The 25,080-nt window shown below is 55.6% G+C and carries 17 protein-coding genes; 7 read left to right on the top strand and 10 right to left on the bottom strand.

Translation table 11 applies throughout. The annotated features are described in order from the left end of the window. Positions 1-111: 111 nt before the first annotated feature. From RSA72_RS00570 to RSA72_RS00555, 4 genes are all read right to left on the bottom strand, one after another. Complete coding sequence (locus tag RSA72_RS00570) at positions 112-1,731, bottom strand: ABC1 kinase family protein (RefSeq protein ID WP_332621815.1); 1,620 nt, start codon at positions 1,729-1,731, stop codon at positions 112-114. Between the two features lie 12 nt (positions 1,732-1,743). Then, positions 1,744-2,418, bottom strand: coding sequence for a ubiquinone biosynthesis accessory factor UbiJ (locus tag RSA72_RS00565; protein ID WP_332621814.1), 675 nt, complete (start codon positions 2,416-2,418; stop codon positions 1,744-1,746). 18 nt (positions 2,419-2,436) lie between these two features. Next, complete coding sequence (ubiE, locus tag RSA72_RS00560) at positions 2,437-3,381, bottom strand: bifunctional demethylmenaquinone methyltransferase/2-methoxy-6-polyprenyl-1,4-benzoquinol methylase UbiE (RefSeq protein ID WP_332621813.1); 945 nt, start codon at positions 3,379-3,381, stop codon at positions 2,437-2,439. A gap of 136 nt (positions 3,382-3,517) precedes the next feature. Further along, entirely contained in the window at positions 3,518-4,222 is a 705-nt protein-coding gene (locus RSA72_RS00555; protein WP_332621812.1) for an FFLEELY motif protein, read from the bottom strand. A 198-nt stretch (positions 4,223-4,420) separates the two neighbouring features. Between RSA72_RS00555 and pap the strand changes: the two genes are divergently transcribed. Beyond that, positions 4,421-5,839 (top strand): polyphosphate:AMP phosphotransferase, encoded by a 1,419-nt coding sequence (gene pap, locus RSA72_RS00550; RefSeq protein ID WP_332621810.1) that lies wholly within the window; start codon positions 4,421-4,423, stop codon positions 5,837-5,839. Positions 5,840-5,863: 24 nt separating this feature from the next. Here the strand turns inward: pap and RSA72_RS00545 are convergent, their stop codons facing one another. After that, a complete protein-coding gene (locus tag RSA72_RS00545; RefSeq protein ID WP_332621808.1) occupies positions 5,864-6,376 on the bottom strand; it encodes a hypothetical protein in 513 nt (170 codons plus the stop codon). Positions 6,377-6,558: 182 nt separating this feature from the next. Between RSA72_RS00545 and RSA72_RS00540 the strand changes: the two genes are divergently transcribed. The 6 genes from RSA72_RS00540 (at position 6,559) to RSA72_RS00515 (ending at position 21,136) form a co-directional block, all read left to right on the top strand. After that, the gene (locus RSA72_RS00540) at positions 6,559-10,368 is read left to right on the top strand and encodes an exodeoxyribonuclease V subunit gamma (protein ID WP_332621806.1); all 3,810 of its coding nucleotides are present in this window, start codon (positions 6,559-6,561) and stop codon (positions 10,366-10,368) included. Next, a complete protein-coding gene (locus RSA72_RS00535; protein ID WP_332621805.1) occupies positions 10,358-14,491 on the top strand; it encodes a UvrD-helicase domain-containing protein in 4,134 nt (1,377 codons plus the stop codon). The genes RSA72_RS00540 and RSA72_RS00535 overlap by 11 nt, the downstream gene beginning before the upstream one ends. Before the next feature lie 88 nt (positions 14,492-14,579). Then, positions 14,580-16,313 carry an exodeoxyribonuclease V subunit alpha gene (gene recD, locus RSA72_RS00530; protein WP_443098264.1) on the top strand — a complete coding sequence of 578 codons (1,734 nt, stop codon included), beginning with the start codon at positions 14,580-14,582 and terminating at the stop codon, positions 16,311-16,313. A gap of 835 nt (positions 16,314-17,148) precedes the next feature. Further along, positions 17,149-17,418, top strand: a complete 270-nt coding sequence (rpsO, locus tag RSA72_RS00525; RefSeq protein WP_067761248.1) for a 30S ribosomal protein S15 — start codon at positions 17,149-17,151, stop codon at positions 17,416-17,418. Positions 17,419-17,663: 245 nt separating this feature from the next. After that, complete coding sequence (gene pnp / locus RSA72_RS00520) at positions 17,664-19,751, top strand: polyribonucleotide nucleotidyltransferase (protein WP_332632636.1); 2,088 nt, start codon at positions 17,664-17,666, stop codon at positions 19,749-19,751. A gap of 140 nt (positions 19,752-19,891) precedes the next feature. After that, positions 19,892-21,136: a magnesium transporter CorA family protein gene (locus tag RSA72_RS00515; RefSeq protein ID WP_332624107.1), complete on the top strand. Its 1,245-nt coding sequence runs from the start codon at positions 19,892-19,894 to the stop codon at positions 21,134-21,136. A 49-nt stretch (positions 21,137-21,185) separates the two neighbouring features. Here the strand turns inward: RSA72_RS00515 and RSA72_RS00510 are convergent, their stop codons facing one another. The 5 genes from RSA72_RS00510 to RSA72_RS00490 all read right to left on the bottom strand — a co-directional run bounded on the left by RSA72_RS00510 (position 21,186) and on the right by RSA72_RS00490 (position 24,506). After that, positions 21,186-21,440 carry a YdcH family protein gene (locus RSA72_RS00510; protein WP_332624108.1) on the bottom strand — a complete coding sequence of 85 codons (255 nt, stop codon included), beginning with the start codon at positions 21,438-21,440 and terminating at the stop codon, positions 21,186-21,188. An 84-nt stretch (positions 21,441-21,524) separates the two neighbouring features. After that, positions 21,525-21,863, bottom strand: a complete 339-nt coding sequence (locus tag RSA72_RS00505) for a chaperone modulator CbpM (RefSeq protein WP_068909783.1) — start codon at positions 21,861-21,863, stop codon at positions 21,525-21,527. A gap of 11 nt (positions 21,864-21,874) precedes the next feature. After that, positions 21,875-22,852: a DnaJ C-terminal domain-containing protein gene (locus RSA72_RS00500; RefSeq protein WP_332624109.1), complete on the bottom strand. Its 978-nt coding sequence runs from the start codon at positions 22,850-22,852 to the stop codon at positions 21,875-21,877. A 496-nt stretch (positions 22,853-23,348) separates the two neighbouring features. Further along, positions 23,349-23,813 (bottom strand): DUF2147 domain-containing protein, encoded by a 465-nt coding sequence (locus RSA72_RS00495; protein WP_332624110.1) that lies wholly within the window; start codon positions 23,811-23,813, stop codon positions 23,349-23,351. 231 nt (positions 23,814-24,044) lie between these two features. Next, positions 24,045-24,506 (bottom strand): DUF2147 domain-containing protein, encoded by a 462-nt coding sequence (locus tag RSA72_RS00490; protein WP_332624111.1) that lies wholly within the window; start codon positions 24,504-24,506, stop codon positions 24,045-24,047. Between the last annotated feature and the right edge of the window lie 574 nt (positions 24,507-25,080).

The raw sequence follows: 25,080 nt of genomic DNA, 5'->3' as shown, positions 1-25,080 counted from the left end.
TTTCATGTAATTTTAACTTAAAAGTGTTTTCAGTAAAATGGCTTTGAGCTGCTGAAAAAAGCGAAGGCCGGCCGTCAGTCAATTGGCCAGCCTGCGCAGGATGATCAGCGCTTATTTGAAAATCCGCCAGATGGCAAGCAGGCTGGCCAGCGCAATTAAAACAATAGAAGCATACCACGGCGCAATCACTGCAACAGACAGCAGAACCGCCATCAGGCTGCCGAAAATCCAGCTGCGCTTCTGCTGATGCTCCATCTGCAGGCGCATGCGCTGCAGCTCATGCAGCTGTTTGGCATGCCAGGCTGACTGGTTTTTCAAGCCGTTCAGGCTGTCAATCATCAGGGTTGGCCAGTCCTGCGCGCCAAGCAGCAGGTCAGGAATCTTCTGCCCCAGCTCTTTCAGGTTTTTCTGCGGGTTCATTTGCGCCTTGATCCAATCACTGAGGATTGGCTTCGCCAGGCTCCAAATGTCCAGTTCAGGGTATAAGTCTGTGCCTAAGCCTTCCACATGCACCAGAGTTTTCAGCAGCAGCATCAGCTGCGGCGGAATTTCCAGATGGAAGCGCCGCGCAATATCCATCACGCCAATCAGGATGCCAGCAAAGTCCAGCTCATGCATCGGCTTGGACACCATCGGCCCGACGGTGCGGCGCATTTCGCGCGCCAGCGCATCCTGATCGGTGCCGGGCGGAATCCAGCCGGCCTGATGCACAATCTGAATCAGCTGCATGAAGTCGCTGTTCATGACTGCCAGCAGCATGCGCGCCACGGTCATTTGGTCGTGTCTGGACAGCTCGCCCATAATCGCGCAGTCCAGCGCAATAAAGCGCGGATTGACCGGATTGATGGTCTCGACAAAGACGTTGCCGGGGTGCATGTCGGCATGGAAGAAGTTGTCGCGGAAGACCTGGGTAAAGAAAATGGTCAGGCCTTTTTCCGCCAAGTCCCTGCGGTCCATGCCCAGCTTGTCAAAGGTTGCAGTATCTGAAATCGGCACGCCGGTAATGCGCTCCGCCACCATCACGTCTTTGCTGTCCATATAGACTTCTGGCACGTACATCATGCTGGAGCCGGTAAAATAGTGGCGCATGCGGCGGGTATTGTCGGCTTCCAGCGTCAGGTCCAGCTCTTTCAGGATAATCTGGCGGTAGTCCTGAATGATTTCAGACAGGTGCAGGGCGCGGGCGGCTTCAAGGCGCTTTTCCAGAAAATTGCCCAGCCATTCTAAAATTTCAAAGTCCTGCAGAATTTGGCTGCGGATGTCGGGGCGGGTGACTTTCACCACCACTTCGCGGCCGTCATGCAGGGCAGCGGTATGCACTTGCGCAATTGAGGCCGCTGCTAAAGGCTGTTCATCAAAGCGGGCAAACAGGGTGCCGATGTCGGCCTTCAGCGACTGCTGAATGCGCATTTTCGCCACATCTGAGCCGAAAGGCTTGACCCGGTCCTGCAGCAGCACCAGCTGCTGCAGGACTTCAGGCGGAATCAGGTCGCGGCGGGTGGACAGCAGCTGCCCCAGCTTAATCGCCAAAGGCCCCATATCTTCCAGCGCCTGCTTCAGCTTGAGCGGATTCTTGCGCTCCCTGCTGGACCACGCGGCCGGGTGCATGCGGATGACGCGCAGGATATGGCGCGTTTTTTCAGGCAGCTCTTCCGCAGGGAACAACGTGTCGAGTCTATAGTGCGCGGCGATGCGCCAAAGGTCGAGTAAACGTGTAAGGTGCGGAATCATAAGAGCAAATACCTAGTTTTGAGTTGTATCTTGTAAAGCGTCAATTTGCGCCTGCAGCTGCCGGATTTTGGCTTCTACGCGGTCTAAATTCTGATTAAGCAGGCGGGTATCCTGATTTAAGTCATCCATCTGCCAGCGCGGCGCCAGCAGGCCGGAGTCCTCTTTCAAGGCGTCTTCGGCAAAGAACAGATGGCTTTGCAGCGCGCGCTTCAAATGCTTCGGCGCCAGCTGGATTTTGCCGATTTCATGCGCGAGGGCGGGGCCGATCCACGGCGATAAATGCGCGGCCAGGTCAGGCTCGGCCTGGCTGATGATGCGCTGAATCTCCTGCAGCATGCGGTAGTCGCCCTGCACAGGAATCGTGCCGACCTCATCCGCCAGCAGCAGCCGGATCAGTTCAACCGTGTTTTTGACCTGCAGCGTGGCCGTGGCTTCGGTCATTTGAGCGGCCTGTTCAAACGGGCGCTGCTCAAAAATGGAAGCGCTTTCAGCATGCCCCGCGGCGGTTGGCTCCAGGCGGACTTTGCCGTCATCAAAGAACACATCAACCGACAGCTGCGGCGAGGCAATCACGACCCGCAGCATTTTGCCTTGCAGCGTGTTGAGCTGGATGCGGCTAAGCGCATCCAAATCAATGACATGGTGAATTAATCGTTCGGCGGCGCCCAGCGCTAGAATTGCCCACATAAGTCTGACCTGAGCCGCTTAGAGCTTAAAGCCGCGGTGAACCGCGACAATGCCGCCGGTCAGGTTATGGTAGTCGCAGTTCTGGAAGCCGGCATTTTCCATCATGCCTTTCAGCGTGCGCTGGTCGGGATGCATGCGGATCGATTCGGCCAGGTATTTGTAGCTTTCAGCGTCATTGGCGATGATTTTGCCCATGACCGGCAGCGCGGTGAATGAATACAGGTCGTACAGCTTGGAGAACGGCTCAAATACCGGCTTGGAGAATTCCAGCACCAGCAGGCGGCCGCCCGGCTTCAGCACGCGGTACATGGCTGCCAGCGCTGCGTCCTTATCGGTCACGTTGCGCAGGCCGAACGAAATGGTCAGCAGGTCAAAGCTGTTGTCCGCAAACGGCTCTAAAGTTTCCGCATTGGCTAAAACGAAATCGACATTGGTGCAGCCGGCGTCAATCAGGCGGTCACGGCCGACATTCAGCATCGATTCGTTGATGTCTGACAGCACCACATGGCCTGCCGGGCCGACTTCACGGCTGAAGACTTTGGCCAGGTCGCCTGTGCCGCCGGCAATGTCCAGCACATGCTGGCCGCGGCGCACGCCGGACATATTGATCGCGAAACGCTTCCACAGGCGGTGAATGCCGAATGACATCAGGTCATTCATAATGTCGTATTTGCTGGCCACGGAATGGAATACTTCCGCGACTTTCTGCGCTTTGTCTTCGCTGCTGACGGTCTGATAGCCGAAGTGCGTGGTTGCGCCGACGTTGCCGGTATTGGCGCCGCGCGGCAGGTTGTATTTCGGCACTGAGCCGGCTGCCGGCGCATCGGTCAGGCGCTGCTCTAAGGACTGCTGCTGGCCCTGCGGCGCGCCCTGCGGCAGCGGTTCGGTTAAGAATGGACTCGCGGTGTCTTTATTTTGTGCCGGTTCCGCCGCTGCGGCCGGCGTTTGATTTTCATTAGACATGAGAGTCGCTCCTAACAGAAAAATAGGGTGAATGCTGCGGTGCATGCATGATGACAGATTCTTGGCGCTTATACAGCAGTCATCATGCAATTGTTATGAATAATATACAGAAAAGTTCACGTTTTGCGCGCAGGCTTTACTGGAATGGCGCAGCATCGCCGGCATGCACTTTTGCGATAATCTGCCGTTCAACCGCGCTGAAGTCTTTGACGAACTTCTCTGCAGACTTTAGCGGTTTCATGGCCAAAAAGCCATCCTGCATGAATTCATACATGACGTTGAAACTGTATTTGGCGGCTGCGCCCTTGCACATTTTAAAGGCGGCGTAGACCACAAATGAGCGCATGTAGGTGTCCAGGCTTTTGCCCAGCAGATCCAGCAGATCCAGCTGCTGCAGGCGCCCCTGGCCCTGATCCAGCTTTAAGTAGGTCTGGCGCATCATCTCATCGCTCAGCGCTTCATGGGGATGATAGTCCTGCAGCAGCTGCATGGCGACCTGCTCATCCAGCTGCACCGCGAGAATCGCCAAAGACACGCCGGAGGTGCCGGTTTTAATGGCATTTGCCGGAATCAGCTTTTCGGCTTTGTGGGCATATTTGTTCAGGCGGGCAATCTGCTGCGCCAGCGCGTCAAAGTCCGGCCCGCCGTATAGCCGGTTCAGGAAGTATTCCGCCATCAGCGCATTCTGCTTTTCGGCAAAATGCCGGGCGTGGGTGCGCTGCATGCGCAGTTTCTGCCAGGCCTGCACATCCTGCAGGCGCTGGTAGATTTCCGGGTTCTTATGGTAGTTCAGCTGGTAATACAGCTCTAAAAGGCCATCTAAAGCGGCAAGCTTGGACATGCGGCGTCTCAATTATTTTCAGGGTTGTGCAAATTTTAGAGCCAGTTGCCTCCGCCCGCTATGACAAATTGACTGAAAATTGCCCTGCAGGCAGCCAGTCTGCACAAAAAAATGCTGCATAAAACTGCGGATTGGGCATTCAGGGCGCTTAAAGGCTTGGTTATACTGCAGATTAACAACAAAAGATCAGAGAATAATATGGCTGCACAGGACAATCAAATTAAGCTGATGGACCCGGATCAATTATCGCTGGAACTGGTCGAGGCGCAGTACGCCCTGAAAGAAACCAGAGGCAAGAGCAACGCCAAAAGCGTGCTGATTCTGGTCAGCGGCATTGAGCTGGCCGGCAAGGGAGAAGCGGTCAAGCAGCTGCGGGAATGGGTCGATCCGCGCTACCTGCGGGTTAAGGCGGATGCGCCGCAGGCCTTTAACCATAAGCAGGCCTTCTGGCAGCCGTATGCGCGCTTCATTCCGGCTGAAGGGCAGATTATGGTGATGTTCGGCAACTGGTACAGCGACCTGCTGTCCACCGCGATGCATGTGTCGAAGCCGATTGATGAAACCATGTTTGACGAATACACGGAAAATATGCGCGCTTTTGAGCAGGACCTGAAAAACAACAGTGTGGATGTGATTAAGGTCTGGTTTGACCTGTCCTGGAAGTCGCTGCAGAAGCGCCTGGATGATATGGCCCCCGGCGAAATGCACTGGCATAAGCTGCATGGCCTGGACTGGCGCAATAAAAAGCAGTACGACAGCCTGCAGAAGCTGCGCCAGCGCTTTACCGATGACTGGCAGGTGATTGACTGCGAAAATGAGGAGGAGCGCGACCAGCAGTTTGCGCAGCATATCCTGCGCGCGCTGCGCCATTGCCCGGAACACCTGAGCAAGGCCAAAGGGAACTGGAATCAGGCTCAGGTGCCGGAATGCTTATTGGCGCCGTCTGAAAGCGCGCTGGAAAAAGAGGAATACCAGCAGGAGCTGAAAAAGCTCAGCAAGAAAGCCGCTGAAGCGATGCGCCTGGACAGCCGCAATGTGGTGATTGTGTTTGAGGGCATGGACGCGGCTGGCAAGGGCGGCGCGATCAAGCGCATTGTAAAAAAGCTCGATCCGCGCGAATATGAAATCCATACCATTGCTGCGCCGGAACAGTATGAGCTGCGCCATCCGTATTTATGGCGCTTCTGGAGCAAAATCCTGCCCGAAGAAAAGATCAGCATTTTTGACCGCTCATGGTACGGCCGCGTGCTGGTTGAGCGCGTTGAAGGCTTTGCCAGCGATGTGCAGTGGCAGCGCGCCTATGAGGAAATCAGCCGCTTTGAAAAAGACCTGCATGACAGCCAGACGGCGGTGATTAAATTCTGGCTGGCGATCAGCAAGGACGAGCAGGAAGCGCGCTTCAAGGCGCGGGAAGGCACGCCGCATAAGCAGTTTAAAATTACCGCGGAAGACTGGCGCAACCGCGAGCGCTGGGATGACTACCTGAAGGCTGCGGCTGACATGCTGGAGCGCACCGATACGGCCTATGCGCCGTGGCATGTGATCGCCGCCAATGACAAAAATTCCGCGCGGCTGGAAGTGCTGCGCGCGATCCTCAGGCAGCTGAAGGCGGAATAGGCTGCCCGGCTGCGCATGGCGCGCTTACTGCACCGCTGCGGCCTGAGCCTGCTGCTTCTGCTGGATGCTTTTGGCCAGGCGGTAGCAGTCTTCAACATGCGCATCGGCGACTTTTTTCATCACGAAATAGCCCAGCCCGGCGGCGATGGCCTGCCCGCCAAGCGGAATAAACTTGCTTACCTGCTTGGTGATGTATTTGGCGGCTGCATTGTTGATGGATTTTTTCACCGCGGTGCGGGCCACCACCAGTCCGGAAAATTCAACGCCGCGCTTGCGCAGCTCATGCCAGTGCACCTGCTTGGTGGCCGGGTCATAAACGCTGATCTGCTCGGGCGATAAGCCGAAGCGGGTGTTAATGTCGGGAATCAGCTGCGAAAGAATGCCGACATCAATCACCACATCAAAAAACGGCACGGGCACGATGGCTGCGCCTGCAGAACAATAGGCGCGCTTTTTGGCCAGTTCCAGGCATTCGGCGCGGATGAGTTCTAAATTCAGGCGGGGGTCGATCGCATCAGGAATATGGTCTATTTTCATCGGGGGCATACCTTCGGTTTTATGCGGGCTGTTCTAATAAAGTCTCAGCAGACCCTATCAAGATACTTGTTTTAAAATATTTTTTGAACTGAATTTTGCGGTCAAAGCGGCATAGACAGGGCAGTAAGTATAGTCAATAATCTTGAGGGTTTTGTCGTTTCAGCGCGGGAGATAGAGTAAAGATGGCCATTCATGTGATTCAGAGTCAGCGCATTGAGGTTTTGCTGGAAGAAATGCTGCGGGCGGGCCATCAGCCATCTGCCAATCCTCTGGAGGCCCTGAAACCCCAGCATTTTATTGTGCCGTCGCCTGCGGTGCAGGCCTGGCTGACGGTCAAGCTGTCCGAGCATCAGGGCATCAGCGCCAACCGCCTGTTCCATCAGCGCATCCGCGCCTTTCAGTGGTTTGCCTATCAGGCGGTGCTGGACGATAAGGAAAAAGTCCGCAAGGCCAATATTCCGCGCATGATTTTAAAATGGCGCTGCTATCAGACTTTAAAGCCCTATATTCAGGCTGCCGAAAATCCGCTGGCGCCGGAGCATCCGCTGCACAGCATTATCCAGCGCATTTATGACAGCGCGGCCCGCTTAAGCAGCGCTGCCGAGCAGCAGCTGAAAAAACAGGGCATGCTGTACTGGGTGTCGGAACAGGTGTCGCGCCTGTTCAGCAATTATATGGAATACCGCGGCCACTGCTTCAAGCAGCATGGCGCGGGGCAGGCCTGCGACTGCAGCGGCAACTGGCTGAAAGACTGGGGCAGAAATCAGCCGCTGGATTTGGAGCGCCAGTTTTTTCAGGCGCAGGAGGCTTTTCCCGGGCTGGATTCCAGGGAAGAGCTGCAGCAGCGGAAGCAGGCCTCCGGCTTCGCCAAAGCGCAGGCGCAGCAGCTGGAGCAGTGGCAGCGCTGGCTGTGGCACAGCGAGTTTCATGCCGACTTTGAATTGATGCAGGGCATTGATGAGGATTTTTGGGCCATCCTGGACAATCCCGCCCTGCGCCCGGCAGCCTTAGCCCGGCTGCCGAAACAGGTGGCGCTGTTCACCGTGCTGGACCTGCCGCCGAGCCAGCTGGCGTTTTTGCGCCGCTTGGGCCAGTACATCAATATTCTGATTCTGCATTTCAACCCCTCGCAGGAATACTGGGCCGACACGGTCGACGCCAACTGGAAAAAGCAGTATGACGTCAAGCTGAAGCAGCGCTTCAAGGACCGGCATCCGCAGGCGTCTGACCGGGAAATTGAGGCATTCTTTGAAAAATACACGCTGGAATACGGCCAGCTGAAGGAATCGCGCCATCCTTTGCTGACCCGCTTCGGCAAGCAGGCGCGCGACCATTTTTCCCTGCTGGTGAATCTGGCCGCCGGCGAAAATGGCGAAGAATGGGACGATCAGTTTCCGCTGGATTACCGCAATCATCTGCTGGGCAAGGTGCAGTACGACATTCTGAATCTGGCCGAGCCTGAATCCGGCAGTTTTGCGCTGTGCCCTGAAGATGACTCGATCCGCCTGCATGTCTGCCATTCCGCGCTGCGCCAGCTGGAGGTGCTGAAAGACCAGCTGACCTTCTGGCTGTCGCAAGGCCCGGCGGATCAGCCCCGTTCGCCAAGCGATATTCTGGTGCTGAGCCCGAATCTCAAGGATTTGGAGCCGCTGATCCGCAGCGTATTCGCCCCGCCGCCGCGCGAGCAGGCTTTGCAGGATCAGCCCGCCGGCGCGCCGCGCCGGGACAGCGTATATTTGCCGGTGAAAATTGCCGGTGTCGCCCCGCTGGATGCGCAGAATGCCTGGCAGGCGGTGCTGGGGCCGGTTCAGTTGCCGCAGGGGCGCTTTACGCTGGAAGATTTTGCCGACTGGCTGAATTTAAGCGCCGCCCAGACCCGCTACGGCCTGAATGCCGAGCAGACCGCGCGCATCATTGAGCTGCTGAGCGAAGCCAAGTTCAAGCGCGGGCTGGATGAGGAGCATCTGCGCCGCACGCTGGCGCCGGATGACGCCGATTACCGCTACAGCTTTAAATTCGCCTTAGACCGGCTGGTGCTGGGCGTGGCTGTGCCGGAGCATGCGCTGTGGCAGGACACCCTAAGCTATGCTTTTGTGCGCCGCGATGATTTCGAGCTGATCAATATCCTGATCGGCATTTATCAGGACTTTGCCGAGCGCCGCCATTGGATTGTCGAGCATGAAATGGGGCAGCAGCGCAATGTGGAGGAATGGCTGCATCTGCTGCTGCGCGATCTGGAGCGCTATCAAAAGCAGGGCGTAACCGCGCTGAAATCCATCCGCGATGTGATCCGCAAGCAGATCACCATGCTGACGCTGTCTTATTATAACGATGAAGACGGCGCAGGCGCAGCGCAGGCGCATCTGCTGAAAGACATGCAGCTGCCTTTGCCCTATGTGCTGCAGGAAATTCAAAACAGCCTGGACAGCCAGATGGATCAGGCCGTGCCGGCAGGGCAGATCACCTTCAGCCAGATTGGGCAAATCCGCCCGCTGCCGTATAAGCTGATGGTGATGCTGAATCTGGACAGCGGGCAGTTCCCGAGCCGCAAGGCGCATTTGCCTTTTGACCTGATGGATGTGCTGAAGCCGCATTTGGGCGACCGTTCGCGCCTGGAAGATGATCAGGGCGCATTTCTGGATGCCCTGCTGCTGGCCAAAGACAGCCTTTGGCTGTTCTATAACGGCTTTGACATCAACGACGGCGAAATCCGCGAACCGTCCAGCGTGGTGCAGGAGCTGATCCGGCATTTGGCGCTGATTGCGCAGGGCAGCGGCGCCAATCCGAATTTGCCGGCGCTGGCGGAAATTGACGGCGGGGTTGAAGTGCCGGAAAACCTGCAGGGCCTGTACAGCGTGCATGAGCTGCAGCCCTTTGAGCTGCAGGGCTTTGACGCCGCCCGGCCGGCGCATAAAATCCGCTATCAGGACCACTGGTTCCATGTGGCGCGGCAGCTGCAGCAGGCCAAGGGCGCGCGCCAGCCGTGGGCCGCTCAGGCGGCGGCCTTGCCTGCGCCTGCGGAAATCCTGCTGGACAGCGCGCAGTGGATCAGGCAGGTGGCCTTTCCAGCCGAGCTGTATTTGAAAACCTTGGGCATCAGCAATTTAACCGCGCAAGACGGCTTAGCGACAGATGAACCGCTGCTGCTGGACGGCCTGGAGCAGTATGCGGTGCGGGATTTCCTGCTGGATCAGCCTGTGCAGGCGCAGCCTGCGCTGCTGCTGGATCAATTGCCGGTGGGCAAGTTTAAAGAGGCCGCCTGGTCGGTCAGCCGGCAGCAGCATGAGGAGCTGCTGGAGCGGGTCAAGCAGCTCACGCAGTCCGAACAGCCTGAGCTGACGCCGGTTACGCAGCGCCAGCTGAAAATCGATCAGCAGGTCTTAATGCAGATTACCGTGCCGGAAGCGCCGGTGCGCCAGTGGATCAGCATGACTGCATCCAGCGCCCGGGGCCGGCGCCGCGCGCAGATTTGGCTGGAATACCTGCTGTGGCTGGCGTCTTTGCCGGCCGATGCGCCGCATCAGGCTTATGAGCGCATTGAAGTCTGCAGCGATGTCACCATTCACTGCGCGGGCATTGCGCCGCAGGATGCGCGCATGCATTTGGCGCGCTGGATGCAGGCCTGGCGCTATGGCCAGCAGCGCCCGCTGGTGCTGCCGGCCGCTTTAATGCTGGCTTCCAAAGACGGCGCCTTGATTGTGCTGGAAGGCAAAAAAGGCGAAGCAATGGAGGTCAAATGGGCCGAAAATGAACAGGGCGTTCAGGTGCTGCAGCAGTTTGATAAGCTGGCGGTCAAATGGAGCGATCCGGGCGAGTTTTCCGCCTTTGACATCCGGCAGGACGAAGCCAATCAGGCGCATGCCGACTGGGCGTTTATCCTGCGCGATCAGGACAGCCTGAAGCTGCTGGCGCAAAGCTGCGCGCAGTTCGCCTACGCGCTGTATCAGCCGATTTACTGCCATCAAACTGCGGAGAAAGCGCATGCAGCCTAAGGAAATTGAAAACCCGATCAGCAGCATGCAGTTTCAGGGCCTGCACTGGATTGAAGCCTCGGCAGGCACCGGCAAGACTTTTACCCTGTCCAGCCTGATGGTGCGGATTCTGCTGGAAAAATACCTGCCTCGCCAGGTCATTGCCACCACCTTTACCCGCAAGGCGGCAGCCGAACTGAAAAGCCGCATCCGGCAGCGCCTGTACGGCATTCTGACCCTGCTGGAAAGCCTGCGCGCTGAGCTTCCGGCCAATATTGAGGCCCGCGCCCGGCAGGAAAAAGACGAGCTGGCGCAGGGGGTGCTGCAGCGCAATGCGCATCAGATCGGCTATGCCTGCGAGCGCCTGCAGCTGGTGCTGGATCAGCTGGATGAGCTGTTTGTCGGCACTTTGGACAGCTTCAGCCAAACCCTGCTGCGCGAGTTCGCTTTTGAAAGCGGCAAGATTGAACGCGCGGAAATCACCAGCGACGACAAAATTTATGTGCAGCAGCTGGTGCATGACATTCTGCGCGAATGGGCGCAGGCGCAGCCGCAGGATGCAGTGACCTGCCTGCTGCAGCGCCGGCAGATCAAGTCGGTCAGCCATTATGCGGAACTGATGGAAAAAAGCCTGAATTTCAGCTCGGCCAAGCTCAATCCGGTGGCGCAGCCGGAATTCTCCCTGGCTGGCCTGCAGCGCGCGGCGGATGCGCTGGGGCAGCTGAATTTAGACAGTGCCGCGCAGCTGCAGGATTTCACCCCGGACGGCGGCTATGCCAAACTGCTGCTGCTGCCGTGGTCGCGCCATTCCATTATTGACGCCCTGCGCCAGCTGCCGGCGCTGCTGCAGCGCATGCAGCAGCATGGCCCGCAAATTCTGCTGCATGGCCAGCCGCCGGAAAGCTTTGCGCAGCTGCAGGCCTTCTTTAAAAAAGATGAGCCGCGCAGCGCCAGCGGCAAAAAGAAAATTCCCGATGCCGAAGTGGCTGCGCTGTATGCGCATCCGGTACTGGCTGCCGTAAAGGCGCTGCTGGACGCCGCGCAGCAGGCTGCGTCGGATCTGGACGGACTGGATGCCTATTTGAAATTCCATATCGCCGCGGAAGTCAAAAACCGCCTGCCGCAGGTGCTGCAGAGCAAAGGTGAAACCACATTTTCGCAGCAGATCCGCACCCTGTCGGAAGCGCTGCAGGGCGCGCAGGGCAATGCTTTCGCGGCCTTTGTGCATGCGCGCTACCCGCTGATTCTAGTGGATGAATTTCAGGACACTAACTCGGATCAGGACAGCATGCTGGCGCAGATTTGGCGCCATCCGGCCCGCCTGAAGCAGGGCTGCATGATTATGGTCGGCGACCGCAAGCAGGCGATTTACGGCTTCCGCGGCGGCGACATGCTGACCTTTTTAAAGGCGCGCGATGATGTCCGGCGCAAGCAGGGCAGCTTTTACCAGCTGAAGAAAAACTTCCGCTCAATTGCGCCACTGGTGGAAGCGGTGGATGCGCTGTTCCAGCGCCAGATGGATTTTGGCGAAGATGTGCATTATGTGCCGATTACAGCCGGCGCCCAGCATGCCGACCTGCATGATCAGGGCGCAGTCAATCCGGCGCCGCTGCGCTGGCTGCAGCTGGACAGCAGGGATCAGGAAGCCGAGCAGGCGGCCTGGCAGATTCAGCGCCTGCTGCAGCAGTCGGCGGCGCAGCAGCTGTATTTTACGGAGGCGCCGGGCGGATCCGTGCAGGACTGCGCCGCAAAAATACCTTTAACAGACAATGACATTGCAGTGCTGGCCACCAGCCACAGTTCGCTGAATGCGGTGCAGCAGGTGCTGCTGGCTTTGGGCATCCGGGTCAACCGGGCCGCCAAGCGCAGCGTGTTCAGCAGTTCGGTTGCGCAGGACGTCGGCGCGGTGCTGGCCGCAGTGCTGGCGCCGTATCAGGAAGCCAAAGTCAAGCGCGCGCTGCTGGGGCGCCTGCTCGGCATGAGGCTGAACCAGCTGTGGAGCGCAGACCTGCAGGCGCTGGATCTCAGCCATTATATCGGGCAGCTGGAGCATATCCGCGCGCTGTGGCTGAGTCAGGGCTTCCTGCCGGCTTGGCATTACTGCCTGAATTATTTCAAAATCTGGGAGCGCATTGTGGCGCATCACAGCCGCGAAAATGAGCGTGATGTGGTCAACCTGCGTCATTTAACGGAAATTCTGAGCGCGCAAAGCGAACAGCTGCAGGGCGCGCAGCACTTATTCCACTGGTACCTGAAGCAGCTGCAGGCGCCGAAAAGCCGTGAATGGGAGCTGGAGCGGCCCTTGACCAATGCCGAAGGCGTCAAGCTGATGACTATTCACCAGTCCAAAGGGCTGGAGTTTAAAATCGTCTTTTTGCTGAATGCCGACGGCAGCCCGAAAGTCGACAACAGCCTGATTTTTTCCTATGAAGACGCGGCGCCGGACGGCGCAGCGCACAGTGAAAAGCAGCGCGTCATTGATATCGGCGGGGCAGCCGATGAGCTGAAAAAGCAGCAGCATGATGAGCGCCGGGCTGCCGAGCAGCACCGCCTGTGGTATGTGGCGCTGACCCGCGCCAGCCACCGCATTTATGCGCTATTCAGAACGAAGGAGCATAAATCGCAGTACAGCCTGCCGTTCTGGATGGGGCAGGGCGAGGGCGCTTTTCAGCACCCGCACTGCGCAGCGGAAGCGCTGATTCCGGCGCGCCCGCCCGCCCTCCGCCTAGAAGCGAAGGAGCAGGCGCTGACGCTCAGCGCCCTGCCTTTGCCGGCAGCGCGCTTTTACCCGCGCACCCACACCAGCTTTACCGGGCTGTCGCAGCATTTGGCTTACCGCCGGCAGGCGCAGGATCAGCTGGCGCTGAGCGCCGCGCCGGAAGACAGCGCCGATGATGAAACCGACAGCGAGGCTTCTGCGCCGCTGCCGGCGCAGGAGATCGCCTGGATTAAGCAGCATTTCCCCAAAGGCACAGTGGCCGGAACCTTCCTGCACAGCATTTATGAGCAGATTGATTTTCAGGCGCCAGGCAGCTGGAAAATTGAAATTCTGCGGCGCTTTAAAAACGATGGCCCGCAGCTGCTGATTGAACTGCGCCAGAAAATGCAGGAAAGCTTTGCCGTATGGAAAACCTTTGCGCAGGCATGGAAGTCCGCCTACGCCGCCGGCGCGCAGCCGCTGCATCAGGCGGCAGGGCAGCAGTTTGGCGCGCAGATTAAAAGCCATGAGCAGCATAAGCTGGTGCGCGGGCTGTTCATGGAATTCAACCATGCGCTGCTGCAGCGGATCCTGCAGCGGGACGCAGTCCATGCGCAGTGGCCTAGCGTATTCCAAAGCGCAGCGGGCTATCAGCCGGAACGCCTGCGCGGGCTGCTGCTGGATTTAGCCGCTGAATTTGCGCAGGCCGATGCGCAGCCGGCGCTGCAGCATTTTGCGCAGGGCGCGGCCGCCTTAAAAGCGGCTAAGGCTGGAGCGCAGCTTAAGGAAGTCAAAAGCCTGGATAGCTATGTCGATATGGGCTTCGGCGCGCTGGCGGAAAGCATGCAGAATGAGATGCTGTATGCCCTGATGGCGCAGTGGATGCATGAGGTGGTGCATACCCCGCTGCAGGCTGGATTCAGCCTGAGCCGGCTGCCTGCAGGCAGCCATTTGCCGGAGTTTCCATTCTATCTGGCGCTGTCTGACCGCCCGGTGCAGATCCGTCAGATGCAGCGCCTGTTCCAGCAGCATGGCCTGCAGATTGAGGCGCTGAATGAAGCCAATTCGGCGCGCTATTTAACCGGCGCGGTTGACTTGGTGTATTACGATGGCCAGCGCTACCACATTGCCGATTATAAAAGCAATTTTCTGGGCAATGCCGGGCAGCACTATGCGCTGCCGGAAGTGCAGCGCAGCATGAGCCAGTCCAGCTACTGGCTGCAGGCCGCGCTGTATCTGGCTGCGCTGCACCGCTATTTAAGCGTCAATCTGCAGGGCTATGACATCCATCAGCACTTGGGCGGCGCCAGCTATCTATACCTGCGCGGCATGTGCGGGCAGCCGGACAGCGGCGTCTGCTGCTGGCAGCCGGAGGCGCAGTTTATTCTGCAGCTGGATGAAATATTGGGCAGCCCGCATGCCGGAACACTGCGCGAAACCGCCTGAATGGCGCTGAAAAAAGCGTTTAAACAATAATTATCCTGTGGATAAATTTGAGGATAACTGTGTGGAAAATGAACAGAACCGCCTGAATATGCAGAATTGGGCAGACAGCCTGATCCGGCTGCATATCGCCGCCGACGCGCAGGAAAAATCCAGGGATTTGATCCGGCAGGTGTTTCAGGCGCTGGAACGGGGCGACAGCTGCATCGCCTGCAGCCGCGAAGATGCGCAGGCGCTGCAGGGCCTGCTGGCTGATGCCGGCGATCCGGGCGCACATCCGGCAGAACCGCAGATTGCGCCCTTTGTCTTGGACGCCCGGCAGCTGTATTTATACCGCTACTGGGCGCTGGAAAATCAGCTGGCGCAGTCTGTGGCCGGCTTAAAGCAGCAGCCGATTGAAGCGGTGGCGCTGACGCAACAGCATCAGGCGCTGCTGGCGGACCCGCAGCAGCAGCAGGCGCTGCGCATGGCGGCTTCGCAGGCGCTGAGCATTATTACCGGCGGGCCGGGAACCGGAAAAACCTATACGCTGGCGCGGATTATTGCCGTGCTGAATCAGGCCATTCCGGAAATCCGCATTGCCATGGCGGCGCCCACCGGCAAAGCCGCCCAGCGCATGAAGGAAGCGCTGCAGAACTCCTTCAGCGACGCCAAGCTGAGCAGTTTGGTCAGCGCTGAACTGCAGCGCCTAACCCCCGTGACCATCCACCGCCTGCTGGGCCTGGGCGAAGATCAGCGCCCGCGCTTCCATGCCGGGCGCCGGCTGCCCTTTGATGTGATTGTGGTGGATGAGGCGTCGATGCTGGACTTGAATTTGGCCAAGATGCTGTTCGCCGCGGCAGCGCCGCGCAGCCGTTTAATCCTGCTCGGCGACGCCAATCAGCTGGCTTCTGTGGATGCAGGTGCGGTGCTGGCTGACCTGCAGCAGGCGCCTGAACTGGCGCAGAACCGCGTCAATCTTGTGACCAGCAGGCGCTTTGACGGTGAAAAGCTGATTGGGCGCATGGCCAGCTTTATTCAGCAGAATGAGCGCCAGCAGGATGTTCTGCAGCGCTTTGAGCAGGAGATTGCGCCGGCCGGCCGGCTGCAGGCGCTGGAGCTGACGCCGGAGATGCCGGACTGCATTCAGCTGCAGTATTTGCCGGACAGCCCCAAGGATACGGAGATTGACTGGAACGGCTATTACGGCCAGCTGATGCTGGGCTTTCAGGGCTATGCCGCGGCGGTACAGGACTATCTGGCGTCTGAATGCGCTGAACAGTATGAGGCTGCGGCGGTCAGCGTATTTGAGGATTACCGCATTCTGGCCGCGGTGCGCCATGGCCGCCTGGGCTTGACTGCGCTGAATGAGCAGATGGAGCAGCGCCTGCTGGCGGCGACCGCGCAGGCCAAGCAGGGCGAATGGTATGCCGGCCGGCCGGTGATGATGAGCTATAATGACTATCAGCTGGGCCTGTCCAACGGCGATATTGGCATCTGCTTCAAGCGCCGGCATGAAGGCAGAATGCAGTTTTCGGTGTATTTTCCCAGCCTGCAGAAGTGGGTGGCGGCGGCCCGCCTGCCCAAGAGCATTGAAACCGCCTATGCCCTGACCATTCATAAATCGCAAGGCTCAGAGTTCCGGCATGTGGCCGTGGTGCTGGAAGCGCATGCCGCGCAGCTGCTGAGCAAAGAGCTGATTTATACCGCCATTACCCGGGCAAAAAAAGCCGTCAGCCTGCTGGCGGCGCCTTCGGCCCTGGCTGCCGCCATGACGGTCAGAACTGCGCGCAAAAGCGGCTTATCCGCTAAAATTTCCCAACAGCTTCAAGGAAATGGCGGATAGTGTGAGGCATTCGTGTAAGAAATGTCTTACGTCAATTCAAGAGATTGGCGCATGGAGCTTTGCCGCGGATTTTGAGAAGATGGCTTCACATAATAAAGCGCTCAATACGGATTGTTGAGCATAAACGCAGAACAATAATAATAACGTCATCAGACAGCGAACTTACAGTGAAGTAGGGAAAGAGGAAACTTACAGCCGCTAAGCCTTGCAGTTTTGGGAGAGACTGCAGGGCTTTTTTATGTCTTGCAAATACTTGAAATTGACCGTAATTTTTTTAAAAGCAGGGGCCTGATGTAGGAAATAGCTTACATGGAGATGCGGAGAACGCGTCTTTTTTCAGCTATGCATTGTGGCAAAATCTACCACATAGGGAAGTGCCGGTTAAAACATGGAATGTTTGGCATAACAAAGCGCGGAAAGCGCAATATAAAACAATAAATAAGAAAATTATAATCAAAAAAGAAGAAACTGCAGCGCAAAAAAAGCCCGGGCTCTGCCCGGGCTTTTTTCTATTCCGCGCGGCTTTGGCGCGCTTTGATTGGCAGAATATTACACCGGCTGCGCGGCGGCGCAGGCGCAAGGCGCGGAGGGCAGGCTGTCCTGGCGCCTTGAAATTCCGCCAATTAAACCCTGTGCAGGGATTGAACGGCCGGATTGGAAAAATCCGGCCGCAGATGCCGGCAGGCGGATCGGCGCCAAGCCGCGATCTATTTTTGCAATCGGGCTGTTTTTCCCTTAAGATAATGCACTTGCTGTAGTGATGCACGGCAGTCAGCTGAGCAATCGGCTGATTCGTATCAAAAGTAATTAACCTTAAGCATCTCGGAGAAATCGAATGGCTTTAACAAACGCAGATCGCGCAGAGATCATCGCTAAATTTGCCCGCGCTGAAAACGACACTGGTTCACCGGAAGTTCAAGTTGCTCTTTTAACGGCTCAAATCAATGATTTGCAAGGCCACTTTAAAGAGCACAAGCACGACCACCATAGCCGCCGCGGCCTGATCCGCATGGTTAACCAGCGCCGTAAGCTTCTTGACTACCTTAAAGGTAAAGACGCGACTCGTTACAGCGCACTGATTGCTGCTTTAGGTTTACGTCGTTAATTCGATTTAAACTTTTATTTTCGGATTATTGCATGCTGAATGCTGTATTGCTGAAAACTAAAGTCTATCCGGCTCCGGCTGGATAACGGAGAAGGGGCGATGATTCGCTCCTTCTTTGCGTCTTAAAATCAATTTTTATCCTCTGGTGAGGTCGGCTTCTAAGCTTTGTCATTTATGCGGTTGATATGAATGCCAAACCTTAGGGGTCTCCACTAGAATAAAATCAGGAACAATAAAATATGTCGATGTTTAATATTATCCGCAAAGAATTCCAATACGGTCAGCACCAGGTTGTTTTAGAAACAGGCCGTGTTGCGCGCCAGGCGAACACTGTTGTAATTACCATGGGCGGCGTAACTGTGCTGGTTGCTGTTGTGGCGCAGCCAAAAGCGAAAGCGGGCCAGGACTTCTTCCCGCTGACGGTTAACTATCAGGAAAAGCAATATGCTGCAGGCCGCATTCCAGGCGGTTACGGCAAGCGTGAAGGCCGCCAGTCTGAAGCTGAAACTTTAATTTCCCGCTTAATTGACCGTCCAATCCGCCCATTGTTCCCGGAAGGCTTCTATAACGAAATCCAGGTTACAGCAACGGTTATTTCTTCTGACAAGACTATGGATGCTGACATTGCAGCCATGCTGGGCACCTCTGCGGCGATGTCGATTGCCGGTGTTCCTTTCCGAGGCCCGATCGCTGGCGCGCGCGTTGGCTTGATCAACGGCGAATACATCCTCAACCCGAATTTAGAGCAGCTGAAAGAAAGCGACCTTGACCTTGTGGTTGCAGGTACAGAAGCAGCGGTGCTGATGGTTGAATCTGAAGCCAAAGAGCTTTCAGAAGACCAGATGCTGGGCGCTGTGCTGTTCGGCCATGACGAAATGCAGATTGCGATTCAGGCGATCAAAGAATTTGCTGCCGCTGCCGGCGCAGTTGAGTCAACTTGGGTTGCTCCAGGCAAAAACGAAGCGCTTCTTGGCCAATTGAAAGATGCATTCGAAGCGAAAATTTCTGATGCCTACACCATTGCGGTGAAGCAGGACCGCTATGCGGCGCTGGATGCGCTTTCTGCAGAAGCTGCTGCTCAGTTCGTTCCTGAAAATGACGAAACCGGCATTGCTGATGAAGTTAACGAACTGTTCGAAGACCTGAAATACCGCACAGTGCGCGACAATATCCTTTCAGGCAAGCCGCGTATTGACGGCCGCGACACCAAAACTGTCCGCGCCATCGACGTTCAAGTGGGCGTATTGGGCCGCGCGCACGGTTCTGCACTGTTCACGCGCGGTGAAACTCAGGCGCTGGTAACAACGACTTTGGGCAACACGCGTGATGCCTTGATGGTTGATACCCTTGCAGGCACAAAAACTGACAACTTCATGCTGCATTATAACTTCCCTGCATACTCTGTAGGTGAAACTGGCCGCGAAACTGGCCCGAAACGCCGTGAAATCGGCCACGGCCGCCTGGCGCGCCGCGGCGTGCAAGCGGTTCTGCCTGCAGCTGACCGCTTCCCGTATGTGATCCGCATTGTATCTGACATTACTGAATCCAATGGTTCATCTTCAATGGCTTCTGTATGCGGCGCTTCATTATCCCTTATGGATGCAGGCGTTCCATTGAAAGCGCCAGTTGCGGGCATTGCAATGGGCCTAGTGAAAGAAGGCGAGCGTTTCGCAGTGCTTTCTGACATCTTAGGTGACGAAGACCACTTGGGTGACATGGACTTTAAAGTCGCGGGTTCTGCCAACGGCATTACCGCGCTGCAAATGGACATCAAGATCGAAGGCATCACTGAAGAGATCATGGAAGCTGCATTGAACCAGGCTTATGCTGGCCGCATGCATATTCTGAACGAAATGAACCAGGTGATTTCACGCGCCCGTCCTGAAATTTCCATGCATGCGCCGACGTTCCAGGTGATCACCATCAATCCGGACAAAATCCGTGACGTGATCGGCAAAGGCGGCGCAACAATCCGCGCGATCACTGAAGAAACTAAAGCAGCGATTGACATTGAAGACAACGGCACAGTGCGCGTATTCGGTGAAACCAAAGCGGCGGCTCAGGCAGCTGTAGCGAAAATCCAGGCGCTGACTGCGGAAATCGAGCCGGGCACGATCTATATGGGCAAAGTGATCCGCATCGTTGAATTCGGCGCTTTCGTCAACATCCTGCCGGGTACTGACGGCCTGCTTCACATCTCGCAAATTTCCAACGAACGCATTGCGAACGTTGCGGATGTGCTGAAAGAAGGCCAGGAAGTGAAAGTGCAGGTTGCTGATGTGGACAACCGCGGCCGCATTAAACTGACCATGAAAGACATCGAGCAGGTTTAATCTGCTGCAGATTCAGATGGCGCTTGCCATGTGAATTGAACAGTCTTTAAAAAGCCTTGAGCTTTGCCGATTTAATCTTTGGCTTGCTCAGGGCTTTTTTTATGGCATGATGAAAACCGGGATGGACAATAACAAGCCTTATGCAGATTTATCATTTTTTTCAGCATCCAAGCCAGCCTGATATTTGCGTGCAGCAGGATGCGCGGGAAGCTGGAGCTGAGTTTATTTGGGTCGACTGCACGCGTGAAGATGTGGTGAACCGTTCAGAACACTGGCAGCAGGAAATTTTTCAGCGCACCGGCCTTTGGCTGAATGAATATCATGTGCGGGACATTCTGAATCTGGAGCATCCCTGTGTTTTTGATACGCTGGATGACTATGATCTGCTGATTTTCCGCAAGCTGATTACGCCGGATGACCATGTCAAAACCGGCGCACAGGCTTTAGAGCAGCATGAGCCGGTATTCGGCCTGGCGACGACGCCGGTCAGCTTTATTATGACCCCGCAGGTGCTGATTACCGTGCGCGAGCAGGGCAATAAGGCCATGGAAAACTATATTGCGCGGATTAAAACCGTGCTTGCGCGGCCGCTTGATGAGCAGAACAAGCCGCGCAAGCTGGCCGCGTCGCCGCTGGATTTAGCGTTGCGCCTGCTCAACAGCATGGTGGACGGCTATCTGGATTTGCGGGTGCCGCTGACCTGCCGCGTGCAGTTCTGGCAGCAGGAGCTGCTGCAGGGCCACCGGCGCTTTACCAAATGGCATCAGCTGCTGCAGGAAAACATGGCCTTCCAGCAAGTGGAAAATTTATGCGAAGAGCAGATTGAAACCCTGCAGGAACTGCGCGATGAAATTGTGGAAAACTATCCGCATTTAAAGGGCAAAAAGAAAGCCGAGCGGCAGGAAGTGATGCTGCTGCGCGTAGATGACATCGCCAGCCATATTGAGCGCATTCAGAAGCATACGGCGCGCCTGCGGAGCGCCGTGCAGGCCGCCGTGGATCTGCATTTTTCCGCCGTAGCCAATCAGACCAATGAAAACATGCGCATTCTTGCCATTATTACCGCGGTTTTTGCGCCTTTGACGCTGCTGACAGGGGTGTACGGCATGAACTTTGAGTTTATTCCGGGCCTGAAGTCAGAAAGCGGTTTCTGGATTATGCTGGCCATTATGCTGATGACCACCGCGCTGCTGATTTACTATTTCTACCGCCGCCATATGGTTGGCCGGGGCGAAAAAAGCGTCATCGACATGCTGGCGCAGCAGCATGAAGACCAGCGCATGAACCTGTTCTGGTTTATGGAATATGAGCCGATTAAGCGTACGGTGAAAGATACCGTGAAAACCACGGTCAAAACGGTTGAAAAGCTGGCCCGGCTGAAATAGGCAAAGCCCGGCCAGATGGGCTGCCTGCATGCAGCGCTGGCCGGGGGCGTTAAATGCAGTTGCTGGATTTCAGCAGCCAGTACATTTCATCCTTGAGCCTTAATTTTCTGCGCTTCAGCGTTTCAATATCGGTGTTGATCTGATTGACCGGGTCCTGCTCCAGCAGGCAGATTTCCTGATCCAGTTCTTCATGGCGCTCAAAAAGATGCGCAAAGCGCGGATTTTCTTCGCGGAGCCGGTGAATCAGCTCCCGGAATTCGGGAAACATGTTTTTCACTTTTTTGTTGCATTCTTTGGTTTTCATAAGCGTGAACAGTTCTCTCAGTTAAAATGAAAAAAATATCCAGCTTCCCCGGCAGCCGGGCTGCAGGGAAGAGATGAGCATGGGTCAGTGCGACTGGAATTGCTGATGCTTGACTTGGCGGCGCAGATTCTGCACTTCATCAATTAAATCCAGCATCATGGCGACAGCGGTAAAGCTGGCGTCAAAGTCGCGCTGCAGGCGGTAGGCGCGCCTTGCCCGTGAAATATCGTCGCCAAAAAACTGATGAACCCTGCTGTCCGGACGGTTCGGCAAAATGTCATACTCCAGCAGCTGCAGTACCCATTCAGGACTTTGTCCGCAGGCCTGGGCAAAATGCTGCAAATCAAAACTGCGCTGCTCATCGACAATTTCAGTCTGTTCGCAGCCGTCAGATACAATTTCACGGTAATAAATTGTTGTCATGGGATTACTCCTTAAGGCTGTCTAGGCTTGAATTGCTGAAAGGCTTCAGCAAATGCCTGATATGCCCGCTGCTCTTCTGCGCTGTGAGCAGGAGGGTTCACTATATTTAATACCAAATACAAGTGCCCGGGTGTTTTGTTTGGTATGCCTTTATTTTTCAAGCGCAGCTGCTGGCCGCTGCGCGCGTTTTTCGGCAGGCTGACCTGCACCGCGCTGCCGTCCAGCATGCGCACGCTGATGCTTTGCCCTAAAGCCGCTTCCCAAGGCGCAGCGTCAACCGTCATATAGACATCTGCGCCATCGGCATGCCAGCGTTCATTGGCGCGGTAGCGCACTTCAATGTACAGATCGCCGTTCGGCCCGCCGTTAATGCCGGACTGGCCTTGGCCGCTTAGGCGGATTTGCTGGCCCTCCTTCAAGCCTTTCGGAATTTTCACCTGCAGGGTTTTACGCTGCACTTCAGGCTCGCCATAGGCGTTCAGGGTGGGAATCTGCAGCGTGATGCTCTGGGTGGCGCCCGTGTAGGCAATCTCCAAATCGACTTCGATGCTGGCGTGCTGGTCTTCGCCTTTATGCGCCTGCTTCGGTCGGCTGCGCTGCTGATATTGATAATTGGCGCCACCAAAGCCTGAGCCGAAACGGCCAAACAGGTCTTCAAAACCGCTGAAACCGCCTTCCTGTCCTGCGCTTCCGGAACTGTAGCGCCGGAACTGGGCATCATCAAAACCGCCGAAACCGCCATGCCCGGACTGTCCGCCAAACTGGGCAAAGCCTTCGGGATGATCCAGCTGAAAATCATATTCCCGCCTTTTTTCCGCATCACTCAGCGTGTCATAAGCGACATTCAGTTCCTGCATGCGGGTTTCAGCATCAGCTTCTTTGCTGACATCCGGGTGGTATTTACGCGCCAGTTTGCGGTAGGATTTTTTGATCTGATCTTGTGAAGCATCGCGCGGCACGCCAAGCAGCTCATAGTAATTTTTTGCCATGTTCTGTATATGAACTCTATATAAATTTGATCATGTTTTATTCAATATAAGAGGCTTCATGGAAATGAAACAGTGTTTATTTGCCGCATATTGTTTCAAATTATGACAGTAAAATAACCGCAAGATGATCATGCCGGCAAGTTAAGCAATTGATAGAATTTGCTTTTTTTATTCAGGATATGGCCCGATACGCGGAAACGGCATCGGCAGCTTTGACAGTAAATAAAGTCAGGCTTTATTTTGAAGCGCAAGGCGGGCCTGCATTGGCTGCATAGATTTTCTGCAATTTTCCGGTTAATCGGCGGCGGCTGAGCTGTGCAGTGAGGCCATTGCGGCGCAAGACGCTTTTTTGCAGAGCCTTGCTGGTTAAGGCGTAAAATGAATTCCGAGCGCTGGATTTAAAACCGCAAGGCTCTGCCGTGAATGGCCGGAAAGTTAAGGCATTGGCTGCAAAATACCTTAACTGGACGGAGGCTTTTTACAAGGCTGAGCAGGATTAATACTTGATCCAGGTGATGCTGCGGCCAACAACGGAAACGCCGATATAGCCGCGCAGGGTCAGGCGCTTGCCGGTTGAATTCAGGCGCGCTTTGCTCTGGTAGATTTTGCCGCTGATTGGGTCCAGCACTTTGCCGTTGACAAACTCATTCGGCTTGCCTGGGCTGGCTTTAAAGCCCCAGATGAACGGCAGGCCAAGGAAAGGCCGGTCTTTCAGCGGGCCGGGGCATTTGGTGCACAGCAGCAGCTTTTCTGAGCCGGGAATGCCGCGGGTTTCGACAATAATGCCTTCATAGGTGCCGTCGGCTTTTTTGCGGACTTCAACATCGGCGCGCGAGTAGCCGGTGCGGTCGTCAATGGTTTTCCATTTGCCGACCAAAGGATCTTCATTGCCGGCAAAACTGCAAACAGAAATGGAAGACAGCAGTAACCCGGTCAATAGACCCTTGCATAAACTCTTCATGCTTTTCCCTGTGGTAGGTGTGTCATTTATTTTAGAGCAGCTATTCTAATCCATATGTAATATTTTTAAAATCAAATAGATAAAATGTGAAAAAGGTCACATTTCACAGGCACTGGCTTTGCCCGCCTAGGCAGCGGCGCTTTCAGGCATTCAGTGCGTTCTGGAATTCACGCATAAAAAAAGCCAGTCAATCGCTTAACTGGCCGGCATTATTCAATGATTATGCTGTTTTCAGTTTTTAACCCAGGTCAGATTGCGTCCAACGGCGGAACCGCCGTAGCGTCCATGAATCACCAGATGCTTGCCGCCGCTCAGCAAGCGGGCGCGGGCCGGGTAATGCTTGCCGGATTTAGGGTCAAGCAGCAGGCCGCCGATAAATTCATTGCTTTTTGCCGGATCGGCGCTTAGCCCTGAAAGCGTGGTCATGCCGATCAAAGGCATATTTTTTTGCGCGCCAGCGCATTTTTCACAAATTTGCATGATGGCAGCGCCGGGAACGGCCCGGGTATTGATGATTTTCGCTGAGTAATGATTGTCCTTGCCTTTGCTGATTTCCACATCGGACAGGGAATAGCCGGTGCGGTCATCAATGGTTTTCCATGTGCCGACCAGCGGGTCAGCGGTCGCCCATGCGGGCAGGCTGAAGCAGCAGCCAAGCATTAGAAGGAGCGCGGAGGCGGACTTGAATTTCATGTAGGGGTACCCGAGAGATCTGCAGCCTGAAAAATAAAGGCATAAAAAATATATGGTTTTAATATAGCGTGAAAAGCCCTTCTTTTTCCAGCCTGTTTTTATTTAAATATTGATTATTTTCAATTAATTATTGCGGTTTTTAACGCTTTTTAGCGGAAAGCGCCGATTGCGTCGCAGAATTCCGCATGCGTTCTGATTCAATGCACGGCCGGAATTCTGGCAGTCTTCCCCGCACCGCTGCCGGCAGTAAAATTCCGTAAAAAGCATCCTGGAAGGATAATGCCAGTCAGTTAAGAAATTGACTGGCATTTTCTTTTTAAATTCTAAATTTTATTTGATACGCGGAAGCGTCATACGCAACCTATCTAGCCTTTGAAATGGACTGTTTTTGCAATCAAATTATTTTAAATGCAGAAAGTGAACAGGTTTCGCGGTGAGGCGCACTGCGCCGTAAGATGTTTTCCTTGCGAAGCTTCGCTTCTCATTTTGGCGAATGAGAAACACTGTTTCGCAAGGAACAAAACGAGCTCCAAAAATTCGATTTAAAAACGGTAAGACTCCGCCGTGAATGGCC

The organism is Acinetobacter sp., from assembly GCF_036659555.1.
Taxonomy (GTDB): Bacteria; Pseudomonadota; Gammaproteobacteria; order Pseudomonadales; family Moraxellaceae; genus Acinetobacter.
The sequence above is the reverse complement of the archived record's forward strand: the minus strand, read 5'-3'. Positions and strand labels throughout refer to the sequence as shown.

What these genes read in the sequence shown, in the direction of transcription:
- RSA72_RS00555 (WP_332621812.1), bottom strand. Translation starts at nt 4,222, where the DNA reads ATGTCCAAGCTTGCCGCTTTAGATGGCCTTTTAGAGCTGTATTACCAG.
- RSA72_RS00500 (WP_332624109.1), bottom strand. Translation starts at nt 22,852, where the DNA reads ATGGCAAAAAATTACTATGAGCTGCTTGGCGTGCCGCGCGATGCTTCA.
- RSA72_RS00545 (WP_332621808.1), bottom strand. Translation starts at nt 6,376, where the DNA reads ATGAAAATAGACCATATTCCTGATGCGATCGACCCCCGCCTGAATTTA.
- RSA72_RS00540 (WP_332621806.1), top strand. Translation starts at nt 6,559, where the DNA reads ATGGCCATTCATGTGATTCAGAGTCAGCGCATTGAGGTTTTGCTGGAA.
- pnp (WP_332632636.1), top strand. Translation starts at nt 17,664, where the DNA reads ATGTTTAATATTATCCGCAAAGAATTCCAATACGGTCAGCACCAGGTT.
- RSA72_RS00510 (WP_332624108.1), bottom strand. Translation starts at nt 21,440, where the DNA reads ATGAAAACCAAAGAATGCAACAAAAAAGTGAAAAACATGTTTCCCGAA.
- RSA72_RS00570 (WP_332621815.1), bottom strand. Translation starts at nt 1,731, where the DNA reads ATGATTCCGCACCTTACACGTTTACTCGACCTTTGGCGCATCGCCGCG.
- RSA72_RS00495 (WP_332624110.1), bottom strand. Translation starts at nt 23,813, where the DNA reads ATGAAGAGTTTATGCAAGGGTCTATTGACCGGGTTACTGCTGTCTTCC.
- RSA72_RS00565 (WP_332621814.1), bottom strand. Translation starts at nt 2,418, where the DNA reads ATGTGGGCAATTCTAGCGCTGGGCGCCGCCGAACGATTAATTCACCAT.
- pap (WP_332621810.1), top strand. Translation starts at nt 4,421, where the DNA reads ATGGCTGCACAGGACAATCAAATTAAGCTGATGGACCCGGATCAATTA.
- rpsO (WP_067761248.1), top strand. Translation starts at nt 17,149, where the DNA reads ATGGCTTTAACAAACGCAGATCGCGCAGAGATCATCGCTAAATTTGCC.
- ubiE (WP_332621813.1), bottom strand. Translation starts at nt 3,381, where the DNA reads ATGTCTAATGAAAATCAAACGCCGGCCGCAGCGGCGGAACCGGCACAA.
- RSA72_RS00515 (WP_332624107.1), top strand. Translation starts at nt 19,892, where the DNA reads ATGCAGATTTATCATTTTTTTCAGCATCCAAGCCAGCCTGATATTTGC.
- RSA72_RS00490 (WP_332624111.1), bottom strand. Translation starts at nt 24,506, where the DNA reads ATGAAATTCAAGTCCGCCTCCGCGCTCCTTCTAATGCTTGGCTGCTGC.
- recD (WP_443098264.1), top strand. Translation starts at nt 14,580, where the DNA reads ATGCAGAATTGGGCAGACAGCCTGATCCGGCTGCATATCGCCGCCGAC.
- RSA72_RS00535 (WP_332621805.1), top strand. Translation starts at nt 10,358, where the DNA reads ATGCAGCCTAAGGAAATTGAAAACCCGATCAGCAGCATGCAGTTTCAG.
- RSA72_RS00505 (WP_068909783.1), bottom strand. Translation starts at nt 21,863, where the DNA reads ATGACAACAATTTATTACCGTGAAATTGTATCTGACGGCTGCGAACAG.